The organism is Steroidobacter gossypii (genome assembly GCF_016801985.1).
Lineage (GTDB): Bacteria > Pseudomonadota > Gammaproteobacteria > Steroidobacterales > Steroidobacteraceae > Steroidobacter > Steroidobacter gossypii.
In genome coordinates, this window is sequence record NZ_JAEVLS010000002.1 from 900,951 (window position 1) to 918,506 (window position 17,556).

Below are 17,556 nucleotides of genomic sequence, written 5' to 3' on the forward strand. Positions count from 1 at the left end.
CGGCACTTCCTTCGTCGAGCTCCGCATGGCTGAAATCGCGCGCGAAATTCTGCACGTCAACCTAGAAGACGAGATGCGTCAGTCGTATCTCGACTATGCGATGAGCGTCATCGTCGGGCGCGCTCTGCCCGACGTGCGCGACGGCTTGAAGCCGGTCCATCGTCGCATCCTGTTCGCGATGCATGAGAGCAATAACGTCTACTCCCGCCCGTATGTGAAGTGCGCGCGCGTGGTCGGTGACGTGCTCGGTAAATATCACCCGCACGGCGACTCGTCGGCCTACGACGCGCTGGTGCGCATGGCGCAGAACTTCTCGATGCGCTACCAGCTGGTCGACGGCCAGGGCAACTTCGGCTCGGTGGACGGCGATCCGCCGGCGGCGTACCGATACACCGAGTGCCGCATGACCGCACTGGCGAGCGAGCTGCTCGCCGACATCGACCGCGAGACGGTGGATTTCGTCGACAACTACGACGGCAAGGAAAAAGAACCGGTCGTGCTGCCGACGCGCGTGCCGAATCTGCTGGTGAACGGCTCGGCCGGCATCGCGGTCGGCATGGCCACCAACATTCCGCCGCACAACCTGGGCGAAGTGATCAGCGCCTGTATCGCACTCATCGACGATCCGAACGTCTCGATCGCCGCGCTGATGCAGCTCATTCCGGGCCCGGATTTTCCGACCGCGGGCATCATCAACGGCTCGGCCGAAATCGCCCAGGCTTATCTGACTGGCCGCGGCCGCGTGTATGTGCGCGCCCGCACCGAGATCGAAGAAGACGACAAAGGCCGGCAGGCCATCATCATCACCGAGCTGCCGTACCAGGTGAACAAGGCGCGGCTGCTCGAGCGCATCGCCGAGCTGGTGCGCGAGAAGATCATCGACGGCATCGCTTCTGACGGCCTGCGAGACGAGTCCGATAAGGACGGCATGCGCGTGGTCATCGAGTTGAAGCGCGGCGAGGTCGCCGACATCGTGCTCAACAAGCTGTTCAAGCACACGCCGATGGAAACGGTGTTCGGCATGAACATGGTGGCCTTGCAGGATGGTCAGCCCAAGCTGTTCAACCTGAAGGAGATGCTCGAGGCCTTCGTGCGGCATCGGCGCGAAGTGGTCACTCGCCGGACCATTTTCGATCTGCGCAAGGCGCGCGAGCGGGCGCACATCTTGGAAGGCCTCGCGGTGGCGCTGGCCAACATCGACGAGATCATCGCGCTCATCAAGGCCTCGCCGAATGCGGCCGAAGCCAAGACCGCGTTGATGGGCCGGTTGTGGACGTCGGGTGCGGTGCCGTCAATGTTGGAACGCGCTGGCGGCGTGAATTCGCGCGTCGATGGACTGTCGGCCGAGTTCGGCCTGGTCGAGGGCGGCTATCGTCTATCCGACGCTCAGGCGCAAGCCATCCTGGACATGCGGCTGCATCGGCTCACCGGCCTCGAGCAGGACAAGATCATTGCCGAGTTCGCCGAGCTGCTGGAGCTGATCAAGGACCTCAGCGACATCCTCGCGCGCCCCGAGCGCCTGCTGCAGGTGATCCGCACCGAGCTGGAAGAGATCAAGACCAAGTACGCCGATCCGCGTCGTACCGAGATCAATGCCGATCATTCGGATCTGACGCTCGAAGATCTGATCGAACAGCAGGACGTGGTGGTCACGTTGTCGCACGGTGGCTACGCGAAGGCGCAGCCCGTCACCGAATATCGCGCCCAGCGGCGCGGCGGTCGCGGTAAGGCGGCCACTGCGATGAAGGACGAGGACTTCGTCGACAAGCTGTTCATCGCCAACACCCACGACACGCTGTTGTGCTTCTCCAGCACCGGCAAGATGTATTGGCTGAAGGTGTACCAGCTGCCGCAGGCGAGCCGAGGCTCACGCGGCAAGCCGATCGTGAATCTGCTGCCGCTGCAGGAAGGCGAGCGTATCAACGCCGTGCTGCCCATCCACGAATTCGAGCCGAACAAGTTCGTATTCATGGTGACCGCGGCGGGCACGGTGAAGAAGACCTCACTGGAAGCGTTCTCGCGGCCGCGCCAGGCCGGCATCATCGCCATCGAACTGGAACAGGGCGATCGGCTGGTGGGCGTCGACATCACCGACGGCACCAAACAGATCATCCTGTGCTCGAGCAGCGGCAAGGCCATCCGCTTCGACGAGAACGATGTGCGTCCGATGGGCCGCACCGCGGCCGGCGTGCGCGGCATTCGCTTGCCGGAACCGCCAGCTCCCACCGAGGGGGTGGTGCCCACCAAGGAAGAGGTCATCTCGCTCATCATCGTCGACGAGCAGGGCATGGTGCTCACCGCGTCCGAAAACGGCTATGGCAAGCGCACCGCCATCGAGGACTTCCCGGTGCACGGCCGCGGCGGCCAGGGCGTGATCGCATTGCAAATCAGCGAGCGAAATGGTCGGATGGTGGGCGCGCTGCTGGTGAGGCCGGAAGACGAGATCATGCTGATCAGCTCCGGCGGCACGCTGGTGCGCACCCAGGTCGGCGAAATCTCCGTGCAGGGTCGTAACACGCAAGGCGTGCGCCTGATTCGCCTCGATGAAGGCGATCGTCTGGTGGGCCTGGAGCGCATCGTTTCCGATGGCGCCGCCGGCGAGGCTGGCGAGGGCGCCGAAGGTGGGGCGAGCGAAGGTGGCGAGGGCGACGACGGCGGCGACGCGCCTGAGGCTCTCTGACCGGTCATTAGTCATTAGTCAGTAGTCACTTCAATATGAGAGTGTTCAATTTCTCTCCTGGCCCGGCGGTGTTGCCTCAGGAAGTGCTCGAGCAGGCCCGCGAGGAAATGCTCGACTGGCGCGGCACCGGCATGTCGGTCATGGAAATGAGCCATCGTGGCAAGGCGTTCATTTCCATCGCGGAAACCGCCGAGGCGGATCTGCGCGAGCTGCTGTCGGTGCCGAAGAACTACAAAGTGCTGTTCCTGCAAGGCGGCGCGTTTGGTCAGTTCGCGGCGGTGCCGATGAATCTTTCCAAACCCGGCGATGTCGTGGACTACGTGAACACGGGCGCCTGGTCGAAGAAGGCCATCGGCGAAGCCAAACATTACGCCAAGGTGAATGTGGCCGCCGACGCCGGCGAGCCGTACACCTCGATTCCCGCGCTGTCGGGCTGGCAGGTCAGCGACAACGCGGCATATCTGCACTACACGCCCAACGAGACCATCGGCGGCGTGGAATTCCATTTCGTGCCCGAGCTCAAGAGCGGCACGCCGCTGGTTGCCGATATGTCCTCGACCCTGCTGTCGCGGCCCATCGATGTTTCCAAGTTCGGGCTCATCTACGGCGGCGCGCAGAAAAATGTCGGTCCCGCCGGCCTCACCCTGGTCATAGTGCGAGAAGACCTGCTCGGTCACGCACGGCCGGGCACTCCCGCGTTCATGGACTATGCCGCCATGGCCAAAGAAGGCTCGATGCTGAACACGCCGCCGACCTACGCGTGGTATATGGCGGGCCTGGTGTTCCAGTGGTTGAAGCGGCAGGGCGGTGTCAAAGCCATGGGCGAGATCAATCGTCGCAAGGCCGAGCTGCTGTACTCGACCATCGACAACTCGTCGTTCTACAAGAACCCGGTGGCGAAGGATGCGCGCTCGTGGATGAATATTCCGTTCACGCTGGCGCGACCGGAGCTGGACAAGACCTTCACCGCCGAAGCGAAGGACGCAGGGCTGGTGACGTTGGAAGGTCACCGCTCGGTGGGCGGCATGCGGGCCAGTATCTATAACGCCATGCCGCTGGCGGGCGTCGAAGCGCTGGTGAGCTTCATGAAGGAGTTCGAGCGTAAGCATGCGTGAGCGGGGCGTCAGCCCCGCCGACTGAAGTTGAGGGGAGCTGTCGTCGATGTTTCGAGTCCTTACGCTGAACAATATCTCGGTGCGCGGCCTCGAGCGTCTGCCGCGAGATCGTTACGAGGTCGCCTCGGCGCTGAGCGATCCGGACGCGGTGCTGGTCCGCTCGGCGGACATGCACTCGATCGATATTCCCTCCAGTGTCATTGCCGTCGGCCGGGCCGGGGCCGGCACCAACAACATTCCCGTCGCTCGCCTGTCCGAGCTCGGCGTGCCGGTGTTCAACGCGCCGGGCGCGAACGCCAATGCCGTGAAGGAACTGGTCATCGCCGGTTTGTTTCTTGCCGCCCGCAATATCTGTCAGGCATGGGATTACGCGCGCCAACTGACAGGTTCGGACGAAGAGATCGACGTCGCGGTCGAGCAGGGCAAGAAAAAATTCGTCGGCTACGAATTGCCGGGCCGAACCCTGGGCGTCATCGGGCTCGGCGCGGTGGGTGTTGAAGTCGCGAATGCGGCACATCTGCTCGGCATGCGTGTGCTCGGCTTCGATCCTCAGATCACTGTGCAGCGTGCGTGGCAGTTGTCCTCGGGCGTCGAGCAGGCACTGTCGCTGGACGATCTGTTCTCACGCTGCGACATGGTGACGGTGCACGTGCCGTTGCTGGAAGGAACGCGCGGCTTCGTGAGCGCCGCCCGACTTCGGTTGCTGAAAGAGAAGGGCGTGGTGCTGAACTTCTCGCGCGCCGGCATCGTGGACGAGAGCGCCATTCTGGAGGCGCTCGAGGCTGGCAAGCTCGGCGCCTACATTTGCGACTTCCCGACCCGTCTGCTGAAGAACCATCCGAAGGTCGTGGCGCTGCCGCACCTGGGCGCCTCGACCGGCGAGGCCGAGGAGAACTGCGCCATCATGGTCGCCGACACGCTCAAGGACTTCCTCGAGAACGGCAACATCCGCCATTCGGTCAATTTCCCCGAAGCGGTGCTGCCCCGGACGCCGAATGCGACGCGGCTGTCCATCGCGAATGAAAACGTGCCCAACATGGTCGGCCAGATTTCCACGGCGCTGGCCCAGGCCAGCCTCAACATCGCCGACCTGCTGAACAAGTCGCGCGGCGGCCTGGCCTATACCCTGATCGATGTCGATGGCAGCGTGGCGACTCCGGTCCTGGAACAGATCCGCAAGATCGAGGGTGTACTGAACGTACGCGCTCTGTAGCCGGCTGGGCCGGAAGCCCGAGGCCGGGAGCGCATGGATGCGCAGGACCGACGCGACTGGCAAAATGCCGGGCTGAACTCGATTCCACACCGATCAGCGTCCCCGCAGCCCCACAATGAAGCACAAATCCAAGGCCGGCAAAGCCAGAGCCGGCGCCGCCCGCGGCAAGCAGACCAAGGCGTCCGCGCCAGCTGCCCCGAAGCAGGCTTCGGTCGCGTCGCCACCGCCGCTGAGCTCCATCCGCGAGCAGATCGACGACATCGATCAACGCATCCACGATCTGTTGAACGAGCGGGCGCGTTGGGCCCAGCAAGTGGGTCTGTCCAAACGGGGTGAAGGGCTCAGCACCGCGGACTTTTATAAGCCCGAGCGTGAGGCGCAGGTGTTGCGCAAGGCCATCGAGCGCAACCAAGGGCCGCTGCGCAACGAAGAAATCGTGCGGCTGTTTCGCGAGATCATGTCCGCATGCCTCGCTCAGCAGGAGCCGTTGAAAATCGCCTTCCTGGGGCCGGAAGGCACCTTCTCACAGCAGGCTGTGCTGAAGCATTTCGGCCATTCGGTGCGGGCGTTGCCGTTACCGGCGATCAGCGAAGTGTTCGAGGAAGTGCAGGCCGGTCATGCGGACTTCGGCGTGGTGCCGATCGAGAACTCCACCGAAGGCACCGTCAATCACACCCTGGACATGTTTTTGAACTCGCCGCTGAAGATCTGCGGCGAGATCGAACTGCGCATCCGCCAGCACCTGCTGGGCAAGATGAGGGGCCTGCAGAAGATCGCGCGCGTATGCTCGCATCCGCAGTCCCTGGCGCAGTGCCGGCAGTGGCTTGACGAGCACCTGCCAAACATCGAGCGCGTGCCGGTCACCAGCAACGCCGAAGCGGCGCGGCGCGCGCGGGACGAAGAAGGAACCGCTGCGATTGCCGGCGAAGCCGCCGCCGAAGTCTACGGGCTGAGCGTGCTGGTGCCTGAGATCGAGGACACGGCCGACAACACCACGCGCTTCCTGGTCATCGGCCGCAAGCTGTTCAGCGCCAGCGGCCAGGACAAGACGACGTTGCTGGTGTCGGCCGGCGACACGCAATCGCCCGGCGCATTGCATCGCCTGCTCGGTCCGCTGGCCGCCAACAGCATCACCATGACGCGCATCGAGTCGCGCCCGTCCCGCAAACGCAAGTGGGACTATGTGTTCTTCATCGACGTGATCGGTCACGCCGAGCAGCCGCCGCTGCAGACCGCGCTGGAACAGTTGAAAGAGGCTTCCACCCTGTTCCGCGTGCTGGGCTCGTATCCGGCCGCGGTGCTGTGAGTTAACCTAGCCGGACTGGCCCACCTCCCTCGTAAGAATTCGATGCCGCATTACATAGTCGAGCCTGTTTCTGGCGTCTCCGGTACCGTCCGCGTGCCGGGCGACAAGTCCGTTTCACATCGTTCCCTGATGCTCGGAAGTATTGCCGACGGCGTGACCGAGGTGAGCGGATTCCTGGAAAGCGAAGACTGCCTGTCGACCATGAAGGCGATGCGTGCGCTGGGCGTGCGCATCGAGCAGATCGGTCCGCAGGCGGTGCGCGTGCATGGCGTGGGCCTGCGAGGCTTGAAGCCGGCGAGTCATGCTTTGGATATGGGCAATTCCGGAACGGCCATGCGGCTGATGACCGGCCTGCTGTCGGGCCAGTCGTTCGATAGCGAATTGATCGGCGACTCCTCGCTGATGAAACGGCCGATGGAGCGCGCGGCCAAGCCGCTGCGCGAAATGGGCGCACGCATCGAGACGCTCGAGGGCAAGCCGCCGGTCAAGATCAAAGGCGGCGCGGCGCTCAAAGGCATTCGTTACGAATTGCCGGTGGCCAGCGCGCAAGTGAAATCCGCGGTGCTGCTGGCCGGTTTATATGCAAACACGCCGACCACGGTGATCGAGCCGGCGATCACGCGCGATCACACCGAGCGCATGTTGCTGAGCTTCGGCTGCCAGGTGGACGCGGCCCATGGCGAAGTCGCATTGACGCCGCCGACCTCGTTGAAGGCTTGCACCCTGGAAGTGCCCGGCGATTTTTCTTCGTCGGCGTTCTTCATGGTCGCAGGCTCCATCAATCCCAGGCAGGATGCGGTGCTGACCATCAGCGGCGTCGGCGTGAATCCGACGCGCACCGGCTTGCTGGACATCCTTGCTTTGATGGGTGCGGACCTGCGCGTAGTGAATCACCGCTCGGCGGGCGCCGAGCCGGTGGCGGATATCGAGGTGCGTCCGGCGCAGTTGAAAGGCATTCATGTGCCCGAACATCTGGTGCCGTTGGCCATCGACGAATTCCCCGTGCTGTTCGTGGCCGCGGCCTGCGCGCAGGGCGAGACCATCGTCACCGGCGCAGAAGAGCTGCGTGTGAAAGAGAGCGATCGCATCGCTGTGATGGCGGAAGGCCTGAAGGCCCTGGGCGTCACCTGCGAAGTGCTGCCCGACGGCATTCGCATTCAGGGTCGCCCGGAAGGGCGCAATCAGCAGGATCCGGGAGCGAAGGTGTTCTCCGGCGGCACGGTCGACAGTCACGGCGATCATCGCATCGCCATGTCGTTCTCGGTGGCCAGCCTGCGCGCCGCCGCGCCGATCAAGATCCTCGATGTGGCCAACGTGGCCACGTCGTTCCCGGATTTCCCAGGCACGGCGGGCGCCGCCGGTCTGCACGTTACCGTGCATGAGTAACAGCGTTCCTATTCTGACCATCGACGGGCCGAGCGGCTCGGGCAAGGGCACCATCGCCCGCCGGGTCGCCGACCAGTTGGGCTGGCACCTGCTGGATAGCGGGGCACTGTACCGGCTGGTGGCGTATTCAGCCGGGCGCCGAGGGCTGGATCCCGCCGATCAGGCCGCGCATGAACGGGTGGCCGAGCAGCTGGATGTCAGATTCGGCCTCGCCCCGGACGGCGGCGAGCAGATCTGGCTGGAAGGCGAGGAGGTCAGCAAGGCCATCAGGACCGAGCAGGTGGGCGAGGGCGCCTCCCGGGTCGGCGCTATGCCGGGCGTCCGTGCGGCCCTATTGGAGCGCCAGCGTGCGTTTGCCCGGGCACCGGGGCTGGTGGCGGACGGCCGGGACATGGGCACCGTGGTTTTTCCGTCAGCGACATTGAAGATATACCTGACGGCGAGCGCCGAAGAGCGCGCGCGTCGCCGCTATAACCAGTTGAAAGACAAGGGCCTCGATGCTAACCTCGCCGCCCTTTCGCTGGACATCGCCGAGCGTGACCGACGCGACGCAAGCCGCCCGATCGCCCCGCTTAAGCCCGCGGATGACGCGCTGATCGTGGACTCCACCTCGATGACGATTGACGCCGTCCTGGCCAGAGTTCTGGAGCTGGCCGCCGCTCGCTTCCGGCGTGGTTGATTCGCGCCGTCGATTTCCCGTTCGAAGGACGTTTCTGTTTGGTTGGTTTTCGTCGAAAGGGCCTGGGCCGCTTTCGACCAGTGGAATAATCGTCGAAAGGGCCTTGGCCGCTTTCGACCAGAGGAATGATCGTCGAAAGGGCCTTGGCCGCTTTCGACCAGTGGAATGATCGTCGAAAGGGCCTTGGCCGCTTTCGACCGACGATGTGAACGCCGCGCCGGATGCGCGGCTCGATGCAACAACCCCTGCTCGGAGCGGATGCCGTCAGGACAACCCATGCGGGCTCAACGTGGCCCCGGAAGTACTCATGACCGAAAGTTTTGCGCAACTGTTCGAAGAAAGCCTGGCCTCCCAGCGGATCAAACCAGGCGCCATCCTCACTGGCCGGGTGGTGGAAGTCGGGCCCGACGTGGTGCTCGTCAACGCTGGCTTGAAGAGCGAGGCCGTGATCCCGGTCGAGCAATTCAAGAACGACCGCGGTGAGATCGAAGTCAGCGTCGGCGACGACGTTGAAGTTGCCCTCGACAGTGTCGAGGACGGCAATGGCGAAACGCGCCTGTCGCGCGAAAAAGCCAAGCGCGCCCGCACCTGGTCGCGTCTCGAACAGGCGTTCGAGAAGCAGGAGATCGTCAAGGGCATCATCAATGGCCGCGTCAAGGGCGGCTTCACGGTCGAGATCGATTTCGTCCGCGCGTTCCTGCCGGGCTCGCTGGTCGATGTTCGTCCGGTGCGCGATCCCTCGTACCTCGAAGGCAAGACCCTCGAATTCAAGGTCATCAAGCTGGACCAGAAGCGCAACAACGTCGTGGTCTCGCGCCGCGCCGTGGTCGAGCAGGAGTACAGCGCCGAGCGTTCCGAGCTGCTGGAGAAGCTGCAGGAAGGCGCGGTGGTCAAGGGCACGGTCAAGAACCTCACCGACTACGGTGCGTTCGTGGACCTCGGCGGCATCGACGGCCTGCTGCACATCACCGACATGGCGTGGAAGCGCGTCAAGCATCCGTCGGAAGTCGTCACCGTGGGTGACGAGATCGACGTGCGCATCCTGAAGTTCGATCGCGAGCGTCAGCGCGTCAGCCTCGGCATCAAGCAGCTCGGCAACGATCCGTGGCAGAACATCGCCCGTCGTTACCCGACCGGCTCGCGTCTGTTCGGCAAGGTCACCAACATCGCCGACTACGGCTGCTTCGTGGAAATCGAAGAGGGCGTGGAAGGCCTGGTGCACGTCTCCGAGATGGACTGGACCAACAAGAACGTGAATCCCTCCAAGGTCGTGCACATCGGCCAGGAAGTGGAAGTCATGGTGCTGGACATCGACGAGGAGCGTCGTCGTATTTCCCTCGGCATCAAGCAGTGTCAGTCGAACCCGTGGAAGGACTTCGGCGACAACTTCAACCGCGGCGACAAGGTCAGCGGCCAGATCAAGTCGATCACCGATTTCGGTATCTTCATCGGTCTGTCGGGCGGCATCGACGGCCTGGTGCACCTCTCGGATATCTCCTGGGATATTCCGGGCGAGGAGGCGGTGCGCAACTATCAGAAGGGCCAGCAGGTCGAAGCCATGGTGCTGTCGATCGACCCGGAGCGCGAGCGCATCTCGCTGGGCATCAAGCAGCTGGCGAAGGATCCGTTCTCGACCTGGATTGCCGAGCATCCGAAGGGCACTATCGTCAAGGGCACGGTGCGCGAAGTCGACGCCAAGGGCGCGATCATCGACCTGGGCGGCGGCGTGGAAGGCCACCTGCGCGCATCCGAGCTGTCGCGTGATCGCGTGGAAGACGCTCGTACGGTGCTGAAGGTCGACCAGGAAGTGGAAGCCCGCTTCACCAACGTCGACCGCAAGAGCCGCACGATCGCACTGTCGATCAAGGCGAAGGAGATCCACGAGGAAGCCGAGGCGGTGTCCAATTACCGCACTGGCGAGACCTCCAGTGGCACCAGCCTGGGCGATCTGCTGAAGGAGCACATCGGAAGCCAGGACAATTAACCTGCCTCCGGCGGCACTCAGCGGCACGGCGGTGAGCAATCACCGCCGTGCTTGCCGCCCCAAAGCAGGTTCCGTGGAAGAACAACAACGGGCCCGAGCATGACCAAATCGGAACTCATCGAGCTCATTGCAGCCAAGCAGAAACATTTGCCAGCCAAGGACGTGGAGCTGGCAGTGAAGCAGGTGCTGGAAATCATGAGCGATGCGCTCGCGCAAGGCGGTCGCATCGAGATCCGCGGCTTCGGCAGCTTCTCGTTGCATTTCCGTCCGCCGCGCCAGGGCCGCAATCCCAAGACCGGCGAGACGGTGGCGCTGTCTGGCAAGTACGTGCCGCACTTCAAGCCCGGCAAGGATCTGCGCGAGCGGGTCAACGACGGCGCCGGCAGTCCCATCCGGGACTGAGCTACTTCCTCCAGGTCGCGATTCTCGCGACCGACTTCAGCGCGGCAGCACGCCGCGCCTCGAGTTCGAACACCACACAACTGCGGTATTCTTGAGCGCATGTCTCGCGTGGTCTTTTTCTTTTCCGTGGCTCTGGCGGCCCTGGTCGCGCTGTTCATCAGCGCCATGAACCTCGATCGGGTCGAGGTGGAGCTGGCGTTCCTGCGCATTGCCACGCCTTTGGGGCTGGCGCTGGTGGTGGCGTTCGTCGCCGGGCTGGTGGCGGGCCTGATCTGGCGCGTCTACTGGGTGGCCGAGCTGCTCAACGAGCGCGGTCGTCTGCGACGCGCGTTGCGGCTGGCCGAGCAGAAGGCCCGCGCCGCCGCGGCAGCAGGGGAAAATGCCGGCTGATCCGCCGTCCTTATTGTTGATCGCCGCGCTGTTCGTCGCCGCAGCCGCCGGCTGGCTGTTGGCTCGATATCGTTCCGGCGCTCGTCCCGACGCCGCCTCCCGTCAGAATTCCCAGCAACTCTCCGAAGATTACTTCCGCGGCTTGGGGTTCCTGCTCGATGAAGAGCCCGACAAGGCGCTCGAAGTGTTTCTGCGCATGGTCGATGTCGATAACGACACCGTCGAGACGCACTTCGCGCTGGGCTATCTGTATCGACGTCGCGGTGAAGTGGAGCGCGCGATTCGCGTGCACGAAAGCATCATGTCGCGATCGTCGCTGCGGGATGAGCATCGCGTGCACGCGATGTTCGCCCTGGGCGAGGATTATTTTCGCGCCGGCCTGTTCGATCGCGCCGAACGTTTGTTTCTGCAGCTGGCCGACGGCGGCGGGCGGCACGTGGCGGCGCTGCGTTATCTGTTACGGATCTACGAGCAGCAGCGCGATTGGGAACAAGCCATCGCCGTGCATCGGCGCCTGGTCGCAGTCGCCTCTCCCGAACATCCGACGGCCATCGCTCACTATCACTGCGAGATTGCGGAGCAGTTGCGAGCCCAAGGCGACTTCGACGGCGCGCGACAGCAACTGCACTCGGCGCGTGACGCGCAACGTAACTTTCCTCGAGGCGCGCTGATTCGAGCCGATATCGCGCTCGACATGAATCAGCCGGAGCTTGCGGCATTGTTGTGCCAGCGCGCGGTGGAGTTACATCCGAAACTGCTCACACTGGCATTGCCCCGAGTGATGCGCGCGATGCGTGGCACCGACGCCGTCGAAATCGAGCGGCGCTTTCGTGCCTGGATACGGCCCGATCCGGTGGCGCGCGCCGAACTGGCATACGCGGCCATCGTGGCGGGCCTGGAGCAAGAGCCGTTCGTTATCGAATGTTTACCTGACCTGCTGCGCGAAGATCCGACGCTCGGTGAAATCGTCAGTGCGACCAGCGGCGATCCGGCGCACCTGACGGCCGAGCAGCGCGCGGCATTGGCCACCGCGCTCGGACGTATCCTCCGCCGAACGCAGCGCTATCGCTGTGTGGACTGCGGCTTCGCGAGCGCCTCGCATTTCTGGCAATGCCCGGGTTGCCGCAGCTGGGACGCCTTCGCGCCGGTCGCGCTGCTCGATCTCACCCCCGGCATGCATCGCCGCTGACGGTTCTGTCGGCGATTAATTGGGCATTCGCCCAGTAATCGGTCGCTTTGCGCGCGCCCTCCCGCTGGAGAATGCCCCCCACGGATGCGAGCGCATCCGCGATTCCCAATAGATCACTGTTCAGTTCATGTGTTTCAAGGAGAGAAGCATGTCGACTCATCGTTCGGGACGCGCCCGCGGCATCGGTTCGGTGCGCTACACGGTGCAGCTGTTGATCTGCAGCCTGTTGCCAGCCGCGGTCTGGGCCGGCCCGGTGGATATCAACAGCGCCGACGCCGCCACCATCGCCCGGGAGCTGCAGGGCATCGGGCTCAGCAAGGCCGAGGACATCGTCGCCTACCGCGAAAAGAACGGCGCCTTCAAGAGCGCCGACGAATTGCGCAAGATCAAAGGCATCGGCGCCAAAACCTTGGAACGAAACCGCGCCAACATCCGTATGGATTCGGCGACAGGTGAGTCTCGCAAGGGCGGCTGATCCGGTCTACCTCGGATCTCGAAAAGTCGATTTCCGGGGCAAAACCACCACAGGCATGCCCGGTCACCACCGACCGGGCAACTTGGCACCCCCAGCCTGCAATCGGCTTGCGATATCATCGGCGTCGCTCCCTTAAAGCGTTAACGCGGAGATCTGCAGTGGCGAAAGTATCGACGACAGAAATCAGGACGGCGGTGTTTCCCGTGGCGGGGCGCGGCACGCGCTTCCTGCCGGCCACCAAGGCCAGCCCCAAGGAGATGTTGCCGATCGTCGACAAGCCGCTGATCCAATATGCCGCCGAAGAGGCGCTGGCCGCCGGAGCGCGCAAGCTGGTGTTCATCACCGGCAGCTCCAAGCGCGCCATCGAAGATCATTTCGACACCGATCACGAGCTGGAGGAAGCGCTGGAAGAGCAGGGCAAGAAGGAGTTGCTCAAGTCGCTCAAGGACATCGTGCCGTCGTGGGCCAGCTGTATCTATATCCGTCAGCCTTCGCCGTTGGGACTGGGCCATGCGGTGTTGTGCGCCAAGCCGGTGGTGGGCGATGAACCTTTCTTCGTGCACCTCGCGGACGATTTGATCGACGCGCCGACCCCCTGCTTGCGACAGATGGCGCAGGTGCATGCGGAGCGCGGCGGCAGCGTGCTCGGCGTAGAGACAGTGCCGCGCGCCGAAACCGACAAGTACGGCATCGTGGCCACCGAAGAGCGCGAAGGTCGCATCAGCACGGTCAAACAGATCGTGGAGAAGCCGCGTCCTTCCAATGCCCCCTCGACCCTGGCGGTGGTGGGCCGTTATCTGCTGTCGCCGACCATTTTCGGCAAGCTCGAGAACACCGGCCGTGGCGCGGGCGGCGAGATTCAGCTGACCGACGCGATCGCCGATCTGCTCGGCGAGGAGTCGGTGTACGCCTATGAGTTCGAGGGCAAGCGCTACGACTGCGGCAGCAAGCTGGGTTATCTGCAGGCGACCGTGGAATACGGCCTGAAGCATGAAAGCCTCGGCACCAAGTTCCACGACTATCTGCGCAACCTCACCTCGACCACACTCGCGCCCAAAGACTAATTCGTAACTTTCATGGCCGCGGGTCCTCGCGGGCTCGCGGCCATTGCGTATCCATCGGTCTCTTTCGAGAAACTCATGTCAGCCAACTCAGACCTGCACAATCGGCGCAACGCTGCGCTCACCAAGGGCATGTCCACCATGCTGCCCGTCTATATCGAAAAGGGGCAGAACGCCGAGGTTTGGGACGCGGACGGACGTCGTTACGTGGATTTCGCGGGCGGCATCGCGGTGTTGAACACCGGCCACTTGCATCCGCATGTGAAGGCCGCCGTGATCAAACAACTCGACGCGGGCTTCACCCATACGTGCGTGATGATCACGCCGTATCGTGTCGCCGTCGAGCTGGCTGAGAAGCTCAATGCGATTGCACCGGGTCCCACGCCCAAGAAGACGATGCTGGTGACGACGGGCGCCGAAGCGGTGGAGAACGCGGTCAAGATCGCCCGTGCTCACACTGGCCGCTCTGCTGTGATCGCCTTCGGCGGCAGCTTCCACGGCCGTACTTATATGGCGATGGCGCTGACCGGCAAAGTGTCGCCGTACAAGGTGGGCTTCGGTCCGTTCCCTGGCGATGTTTATCACGTGCCGTTCCCGGTGACGTATCACGGCGTGACGACCGAGGACAGCCTCGCTGCGATCGAGCAGTTGTTCAAGTTCGACGTCGAGCCCTCGCGCGTCGCGGCGATCATCATCGAGCCGGTGCTGGGCGAGGGCGGTTTCTACGCCGCGCCGCCCGAGTTTCTCAAGGCGCTGCGCGCGCTTTGTGACAAGCATGGCATCGTGTTCATCGCCGATGAGATCCAGACCGGCTTCGCGCGCACCGGCAAAATGTTTGCTATCGAACACTACGGCGTCGAGCCGGACCTGATGACCATGGCGAAGAGCCTTGCCGGCGGCTTTCCGCTCGCGGCGGTGGTCGGCAAGCAGCAGATCATGGATGCGCCGATCACCGGCGGTCTCGGCGGAACCTACGCTGGCTCGGCGGTGAGCTGTGCCGCCGCGCTCGCCGTCATCGAGGTGATGGAAAAAGAAAAGCTGCCGGCGCGCGCCGTGCAGGTCGGTGAAGTTCTCATGCAGCGGCTGCGCAAGCTGCAGGCCGAGTTCAGCTGCGTGGGTGAAGTGCGGGGCCTGGGCGCGATGGTGGCGATGGAGTTGGTGCGCAATCGCGACCCGCATGCGCCCGATGCGGATCTTGCCAAGTCGCTGGTTCAGCGCGCGGCGGCCAACGGACTGGTGCTGTTGTCTTGCGGGATCTACGCCAACGTCATTCGTCTGCTGGTGCCGCTCACGGCCTCCGATGCCATCATCACCGAAGGCCTGGACATCATCGAAAGATCACTCCGGGAAGTGGTTGCGGCGGCGACGCCGGTGGCCGCGACCGGTTGAGCTGTTGGCGACCTTCCGGCGGCGCGGGCCCGGTAGGGCAAGCGGCAACAGACCCAGGACCAGCAACCACCAGTCGAAGTTGCCGCCGCCGCCGTCGCCAGTGCCGATCGGCGTGCTCGCCGGCGGCGTCTGTGGCTCTGGCGGAGTGCTGGTGACCATCGCGAAGTCGGTGTCGTCGATCGTGCCGACGTCATCGGTCACCCGCAGTCGCAAGGTGAAGCGACTGTTGCCACTGACTTGCAGGGTCGTCGACGCGGCTGTCGTGTCGACGATGGTTGGCGTGGCGCCCGTCACGTCGAGCACACTCCACTGATACGAGCTGACGGTGCGCCCCGGCGCACCGAAGCTGGTGCTGCCGCTGATATTCACGGCCACGTTCGGTTCGATGGTGGCAGTCGATTGCACGATGCCGAAAGGTTTGAGCGCAGCCTGTACGGCGGCGAAGGTGTTGAGCATGCCGGCGCCGCAAGTCAGCGTGGTACAGATGCACTCGTAGCCCTGCACGAACGTGGTCGGCACACGGCAAATCAAAGTCGTCGCATCGCTCGAGGTGGGGAAGGGCGTGGCCGATTCTCTCAATAGTGTCGTGAACTGGGCCGGCGTCAGCGCCGGATTCACCTCGTGCATCAACGCCGCCGCGCCCGCCACCATCGGCGCGGCGAAGCTGGTGCCGAAGTTGACCCGAGACACCGCGTCTGTATGACCGTTGCCCGCCGGATCGGGGCCACGGGTGCTGCTGTTGATCGGCACCTGGACGTGATACACACACGGCGCGTCGTTGCTGAAGGGCGGACCCTCGTTGATGCAATTGCCAGCCGGCGCGGCGATGTCCGCACCCGTGCCGAGATTGCTGTAGCCCACCTTGGTGCCTGCGTGACGGACGCCGCTGACGCCCAGCACGCCGTTGCAGTTGGCCGGAACGCCGACGGGAATACCCTCGTTGCCGACCGAGGCGACGATCAATGTGCCGGCCGCCGTGATTTCATCGACCGCGCTCTGATAAGCGGCGTTGCATTCCTCATTGCCGCCCAGGCTCATGTTGATGATGCTGGCGGGCGTGGGATTCAGTGGAGCGCCGTCCACCGGCAGGCCGGCCGCCCAGCGCATCCCGTCGATGATGTCCGAATCGTCGCCGCCACATTTGCCCAACACGCGCACCGGCAGAATGCGCGCATCCCAGGCGGCGCCGGCCATGCCCGCGCCCTCGTTTGAGGCGGCGGCGATCAAGCCGGAGACTCGGGTGCCGTGCCAGGAGGAGCTCGATCGAAGCGCGCAGCCGCCGAAGACCGACGGATTCTGGGTGCGGTCGGCCTGCTCCAGCCAGTCGCCCGGATCGGTCGCGTCGCTGTCCCAGCCGTCGCTGTCGTTGGCGTTGAGCTCATTGGAAATGAAGTCAAAACCCTCGAGCACCTTGCCCATCAGATCGGGATGGTCGGGCAGCACGCCGGTATCGAGCACGGCCACGACGGTGTCGACCTCGGGTCGGCCGGTGACGATGTCCCAGGCCTGATCGGTGCGCGTGGCGGCGACCTCGATGCTCTTGAAGTACCACTGATTGTCGAACAGCGGATCGGAGGGCAGCGCCTGGATCTGGCGTCGCTTGTCGGCGACGGCGAATTCCACGTCCGGATCGGCATTGAGCCGATCGAGCACCGCCTGCAGCTCGGCGCCGCTCATGCGGCGGTCCAGCTTGAAGACTTCGGTGGTGGGGGTACTGCGCCGTTTGTGCCGCATCGACTGGCCCGAGCGGGTCGACAGCTTGCTGGCGCGCTGAGAGGTGCTGGCCGACAGCGTCTGCTTCGCGCCGCTGCGCCACTTCACGATGATCTGGTCGGTCGCATCCTGGCCCTGCGGCCGCAGCGGACCTCGATAGTCCTGCGCCCACGCCGGCACGGCGAGCACAGCGGACAGGACGATGGCGAACAGCGATTTCATTGAGCGATTCCTTGCAAGCCCTCGACGAGTGTACGTCGCGCCTGAACATAAGGTAAGCATGCGCTTGGTGTACGGCGGATGAATGTTTGCGACCCGCCTCGAGGCGCCTCCATCATCCACATCCAATTGGACGCGGCGTGCGAATCGACTCGAGGTCATACATTCGGTCATCCACCCATTCGCCCTCACAAACGTCCTGGATTCCGTGACGTAGCGCACGATGAACACCTTGCGAGCGCCGTTGCCGGGCCGGTAGCATCCATCGCGAATTTAACAATACTCAGCGCGAAACATTCCGGGATGGCAGGCAGTCGCAAGCAATCGCAGGGAGGAGCAAGTGCGGGCGCATTTG

At 64.0% G+C, this 17,556-nt stretch carries 14 protein-coding genes; 13 read left to right on the forward strand and 1 reads right to left on the reverse strand.

What is annotated here, in order from left to right:
* The first annotated feature begins 25 nt into the window (after window positions 1-25).
* From gyrA to gabT, 13 genes are all read left to right on the forward strand, one after another.
* A complete protein-coding gene (gyrA, locus tag JM946_RS11160; protein ID WP_203167362.1) occupies window positions 26-2,680 on the forward strand; it encodes a DNA gyrase subunit A in 2,655 nt (884 codons plus the stop codon).
* 35 nt (window positions 2,681-2,715) lie between these two features.
* Window positions 2,716-3,795: a 3-phosphoserine/phosphohydroxythreonine transaminase gene (gene serC, locus JM946_RS11165; RefSeq protein WP_203167363.1), complete on the forward strand. Its 1,080-nt coding sequence runs from the start codon at window positions 2,716-2,718 to the stop codon at window positions 3,793-3,795.
* A 46-nt stretch (window positions 3,796-3,841) separates the two neighbouring features.
* A complete protein-coding gene (locus tag JM946_RS11170) occupies window positions 3,842-5,008 on the forward strand; it encodes a phosphoglycerate dehydrogenase (protein ID WP_203167364.1) in 1,167 nt (388 codons plus the stop codon).
* 115 nt (window positions 5,009-5,123) lie between these two features.
* Window positions 5,124-6,314 (forward strand): prephenate dehydratase, encoded by a 1,191-nt coding sequence (gene pheA / locus JM946_RS11175; protein WP_203167365.1) that lies wholly within the window; start codon window positions 5,124-5,126, stop codon window positions 6,312-6,314.
* Window positions 6,315-6,356: 42 nt separating this feature from the next.
* Complete coding sequence (gene aroA / locus JM946_RS11180; protein ID WP_203167366.1) at window positions 6,357-7,700, forward strand: 3-phosphoshikimate 1-carboxyvinyltransferase; 1,344 nt, start codon at window positions 6,357-6,359, stop codon at window positions 7,698-7,700.
* Complete coding sequence (gene cmk, locus JM946_RS11185; RefSeq protein ID WP_203167367.1) at window positions 7,693-8,379, forward strand: (d)CMP kinase; 687 nt, start codon at window positions 7,693-7,695, stop codon at window positions 8,377-8,379. The genes aroA and cmk overlap by 8 nt, the downstream gene beginning before the upstream one ends.
* A gap of 307 nt (window positions 8,380-8,686) precedes the next feature.
* Entirely contained in the window at window positions 8,687-10,363 is a 1,677-nt protein-coding gene (gene rpsA / locus JM946_RS11190; protein ID WP_203167368.1) for a 30S ribosomal protein S1, read from the forward strand.
* A gap of 51 nt (window positions 10,364-10,414) precedes the next feature.
* Window positions 10,415-10,765 carry an integration host factor subunit beta gene (locus JM946_RS11195; protein ID WP_269140967.1) on the forward strand — a complete coding sequence of 117 codons (351 nt, stop codon included), beginning with the start codon at window positions 10,415-10,417 and terminating at the stop codon, window positions 10,763-10,765.
* Window positions 10,766-10,864: 99 nt separating this feature from the next.
* Entirely contained in the window at window positions 10,865-11,155 is a 291-nt protein-coding gene (locus JM946_RS11200) for a LapA family protein (RefSeq protein ID WP_203167370.1), read from the forward strand.
* On the forward strand, window positions 11,145-12,344 hold the full coding sequence (locus JM946_RS11205; protein WP_203167371.1) for a tetratricopeptide repeat protein: 1,200 nt from the start codon (window positions 11,145-11,147) through the stop codon (window positions 12,342-12,344). Before JM946_RS11200 ends, JM946_RS11205 begins: the two co-directional genes overlap by 11 nt.
* A 148-nt stretch (window positions 12,345-12,492) precedes the next feature.
* A complete protein-coding gene (locus JM946_RS11210; protein ID WP_203167372.1) occupies window positions 12,493-12,819 on the forward strand; it encodes a ComEA family DNA-binding protein in 327 nt (108 codons plus the stop codon).
* Window positions 12,820-12,977: 158 nt separating this feature from the next.
* Window positions 12,978-13,883: a UTP--glucose-1-phosphate uridylyltransferase GalU gene (gene galU / locus JM946_RS11215; RefSeq protein WP_322110927.1), complete on the forward strand. Its 906-nt coding sequence runs from the start codon at window positions 12,978-12,980 to the stop codon at window positions 13,881-13,883.
* Between the two features lie 75 nt (window positions 13,884-13,958).
* Window positions 13,959-15,269 carry a 4-aminobutyrate--2-oxoglutarate transaminase gene (gene gabT, locus JM946_RS11220; protein WP_203167373.1) on the forward strand — a complete coding sequence of 437 codons (1,311 nt, stop codon included), beginning with the start codon at window positions 13,959-13,961 and terminating at the stop codon, window positions 15,267-15,269.
* Here gabT and JM946_RS11225 read toward each other — a convergent pair.
* A complete protein-coding gene (locus tag JM946_RS11225) occupies window positions 15,219-17,204 on the reverse strand; it encodes a S8 family peptidase (protein WP_203167374.1) in 1,986 nt (661 codons plus the stop codon). The genes gabT and JM946_RS11225 overlap by 51 nt on opposite strands.
* Between the last annotated feature and the right edge of the window lie 352 nt (window positions 17,205-17,556).

What these genes read in the sequence shown, in the direction of transcription:
- cmk (WP_203167367.1), top strand. Translation starts at nt 7,693, where the DNA reads ATGAGTAACAGCGTTCCTATTCTGACCATCGACGGGCCGAGCGGCTCG.
- serC (WP_203167363.1), top strand. Translation starts at nt 2,716, where the DNA reads ATGAGAGTGTTCAATTTCTCTCCTGGCCCGGCGGTGTTGCCTCAGGAA.
- JM946_RS11170 (WP_203167364.1), top strand. Translation starts at nt 3,842, where the DNA reads ATGTTTCGAGTCCTTACGCTGAACAATATCTCGGTGCGCGGCCTCGAG.
- aroA (WP_203167366.1), top strand. Translation starts at nt 6,357, where the DNA reads ATGCCGCATTACATAGTCGAGCCTGTTTCTGGCGTCTCCGGTACCGTC.
- JM946_RS11200 (WP_203167370.1), top strand. Translation starts at nt 10,865, where the DNA reads ATGTCTCGCGTGGTCTTTTTCTTTTCCGTGGCTCTGGCGGCCCTGGTC.
- gabT (WP_203167373.1), top strand. Translation starts at nt 13,959, where the DNA reads ATGTCAGCCAACTCAGACCTGCACAATCGGCGCAACGCTGCGCTCACC.
- gyrA (WP_203167362.1), top strand. Translation starts at nt 26, where the DNA reads ATGGCTGAAATCGCGCGCGAAATTCTGCACGTCAACCTAGAAGACGAG.
- JM946_RS11205 (WP_203167371.1), top strand. Translation starts at nt 11,145, where the DNA reads ATGCCGGCTGATCCGCCGTCCTTATTGTTGATCGCCGCGCTGTTCGTC.
- rpsA (WP_203167368.1), top strand. Translation starts at nt 8,687, where the DNA reads ATGACCGAAAGTTTTGCGCAACTGTTCGAAGAAAGCCTGGCCTCCCAG.
- JM946_RS11210 (WP_203167372.1), top strand. Translation starts at nt 12,493, where the DNA reads ATGTCGACTCATCGTTCGGGACGCGCCCGCGGCATCGGTTCGGTGCGC.
- JM946_RS11225 (WP_203167374.1), bottom strand. Translation starts at nt 17,204, where the DNA reads ATGAAATCGCTGTTCGCCATCGTCCTGTCCGCTGTGCTCGCCGTGCCG.
- pheA (WP_203167365.1), top strand. Translation starts at nt 5,124, where the DNA reads ATGAAGCACAAATCCAAGGCCGGCAAAGCCAGAGCCGGCGCCGCCCGC.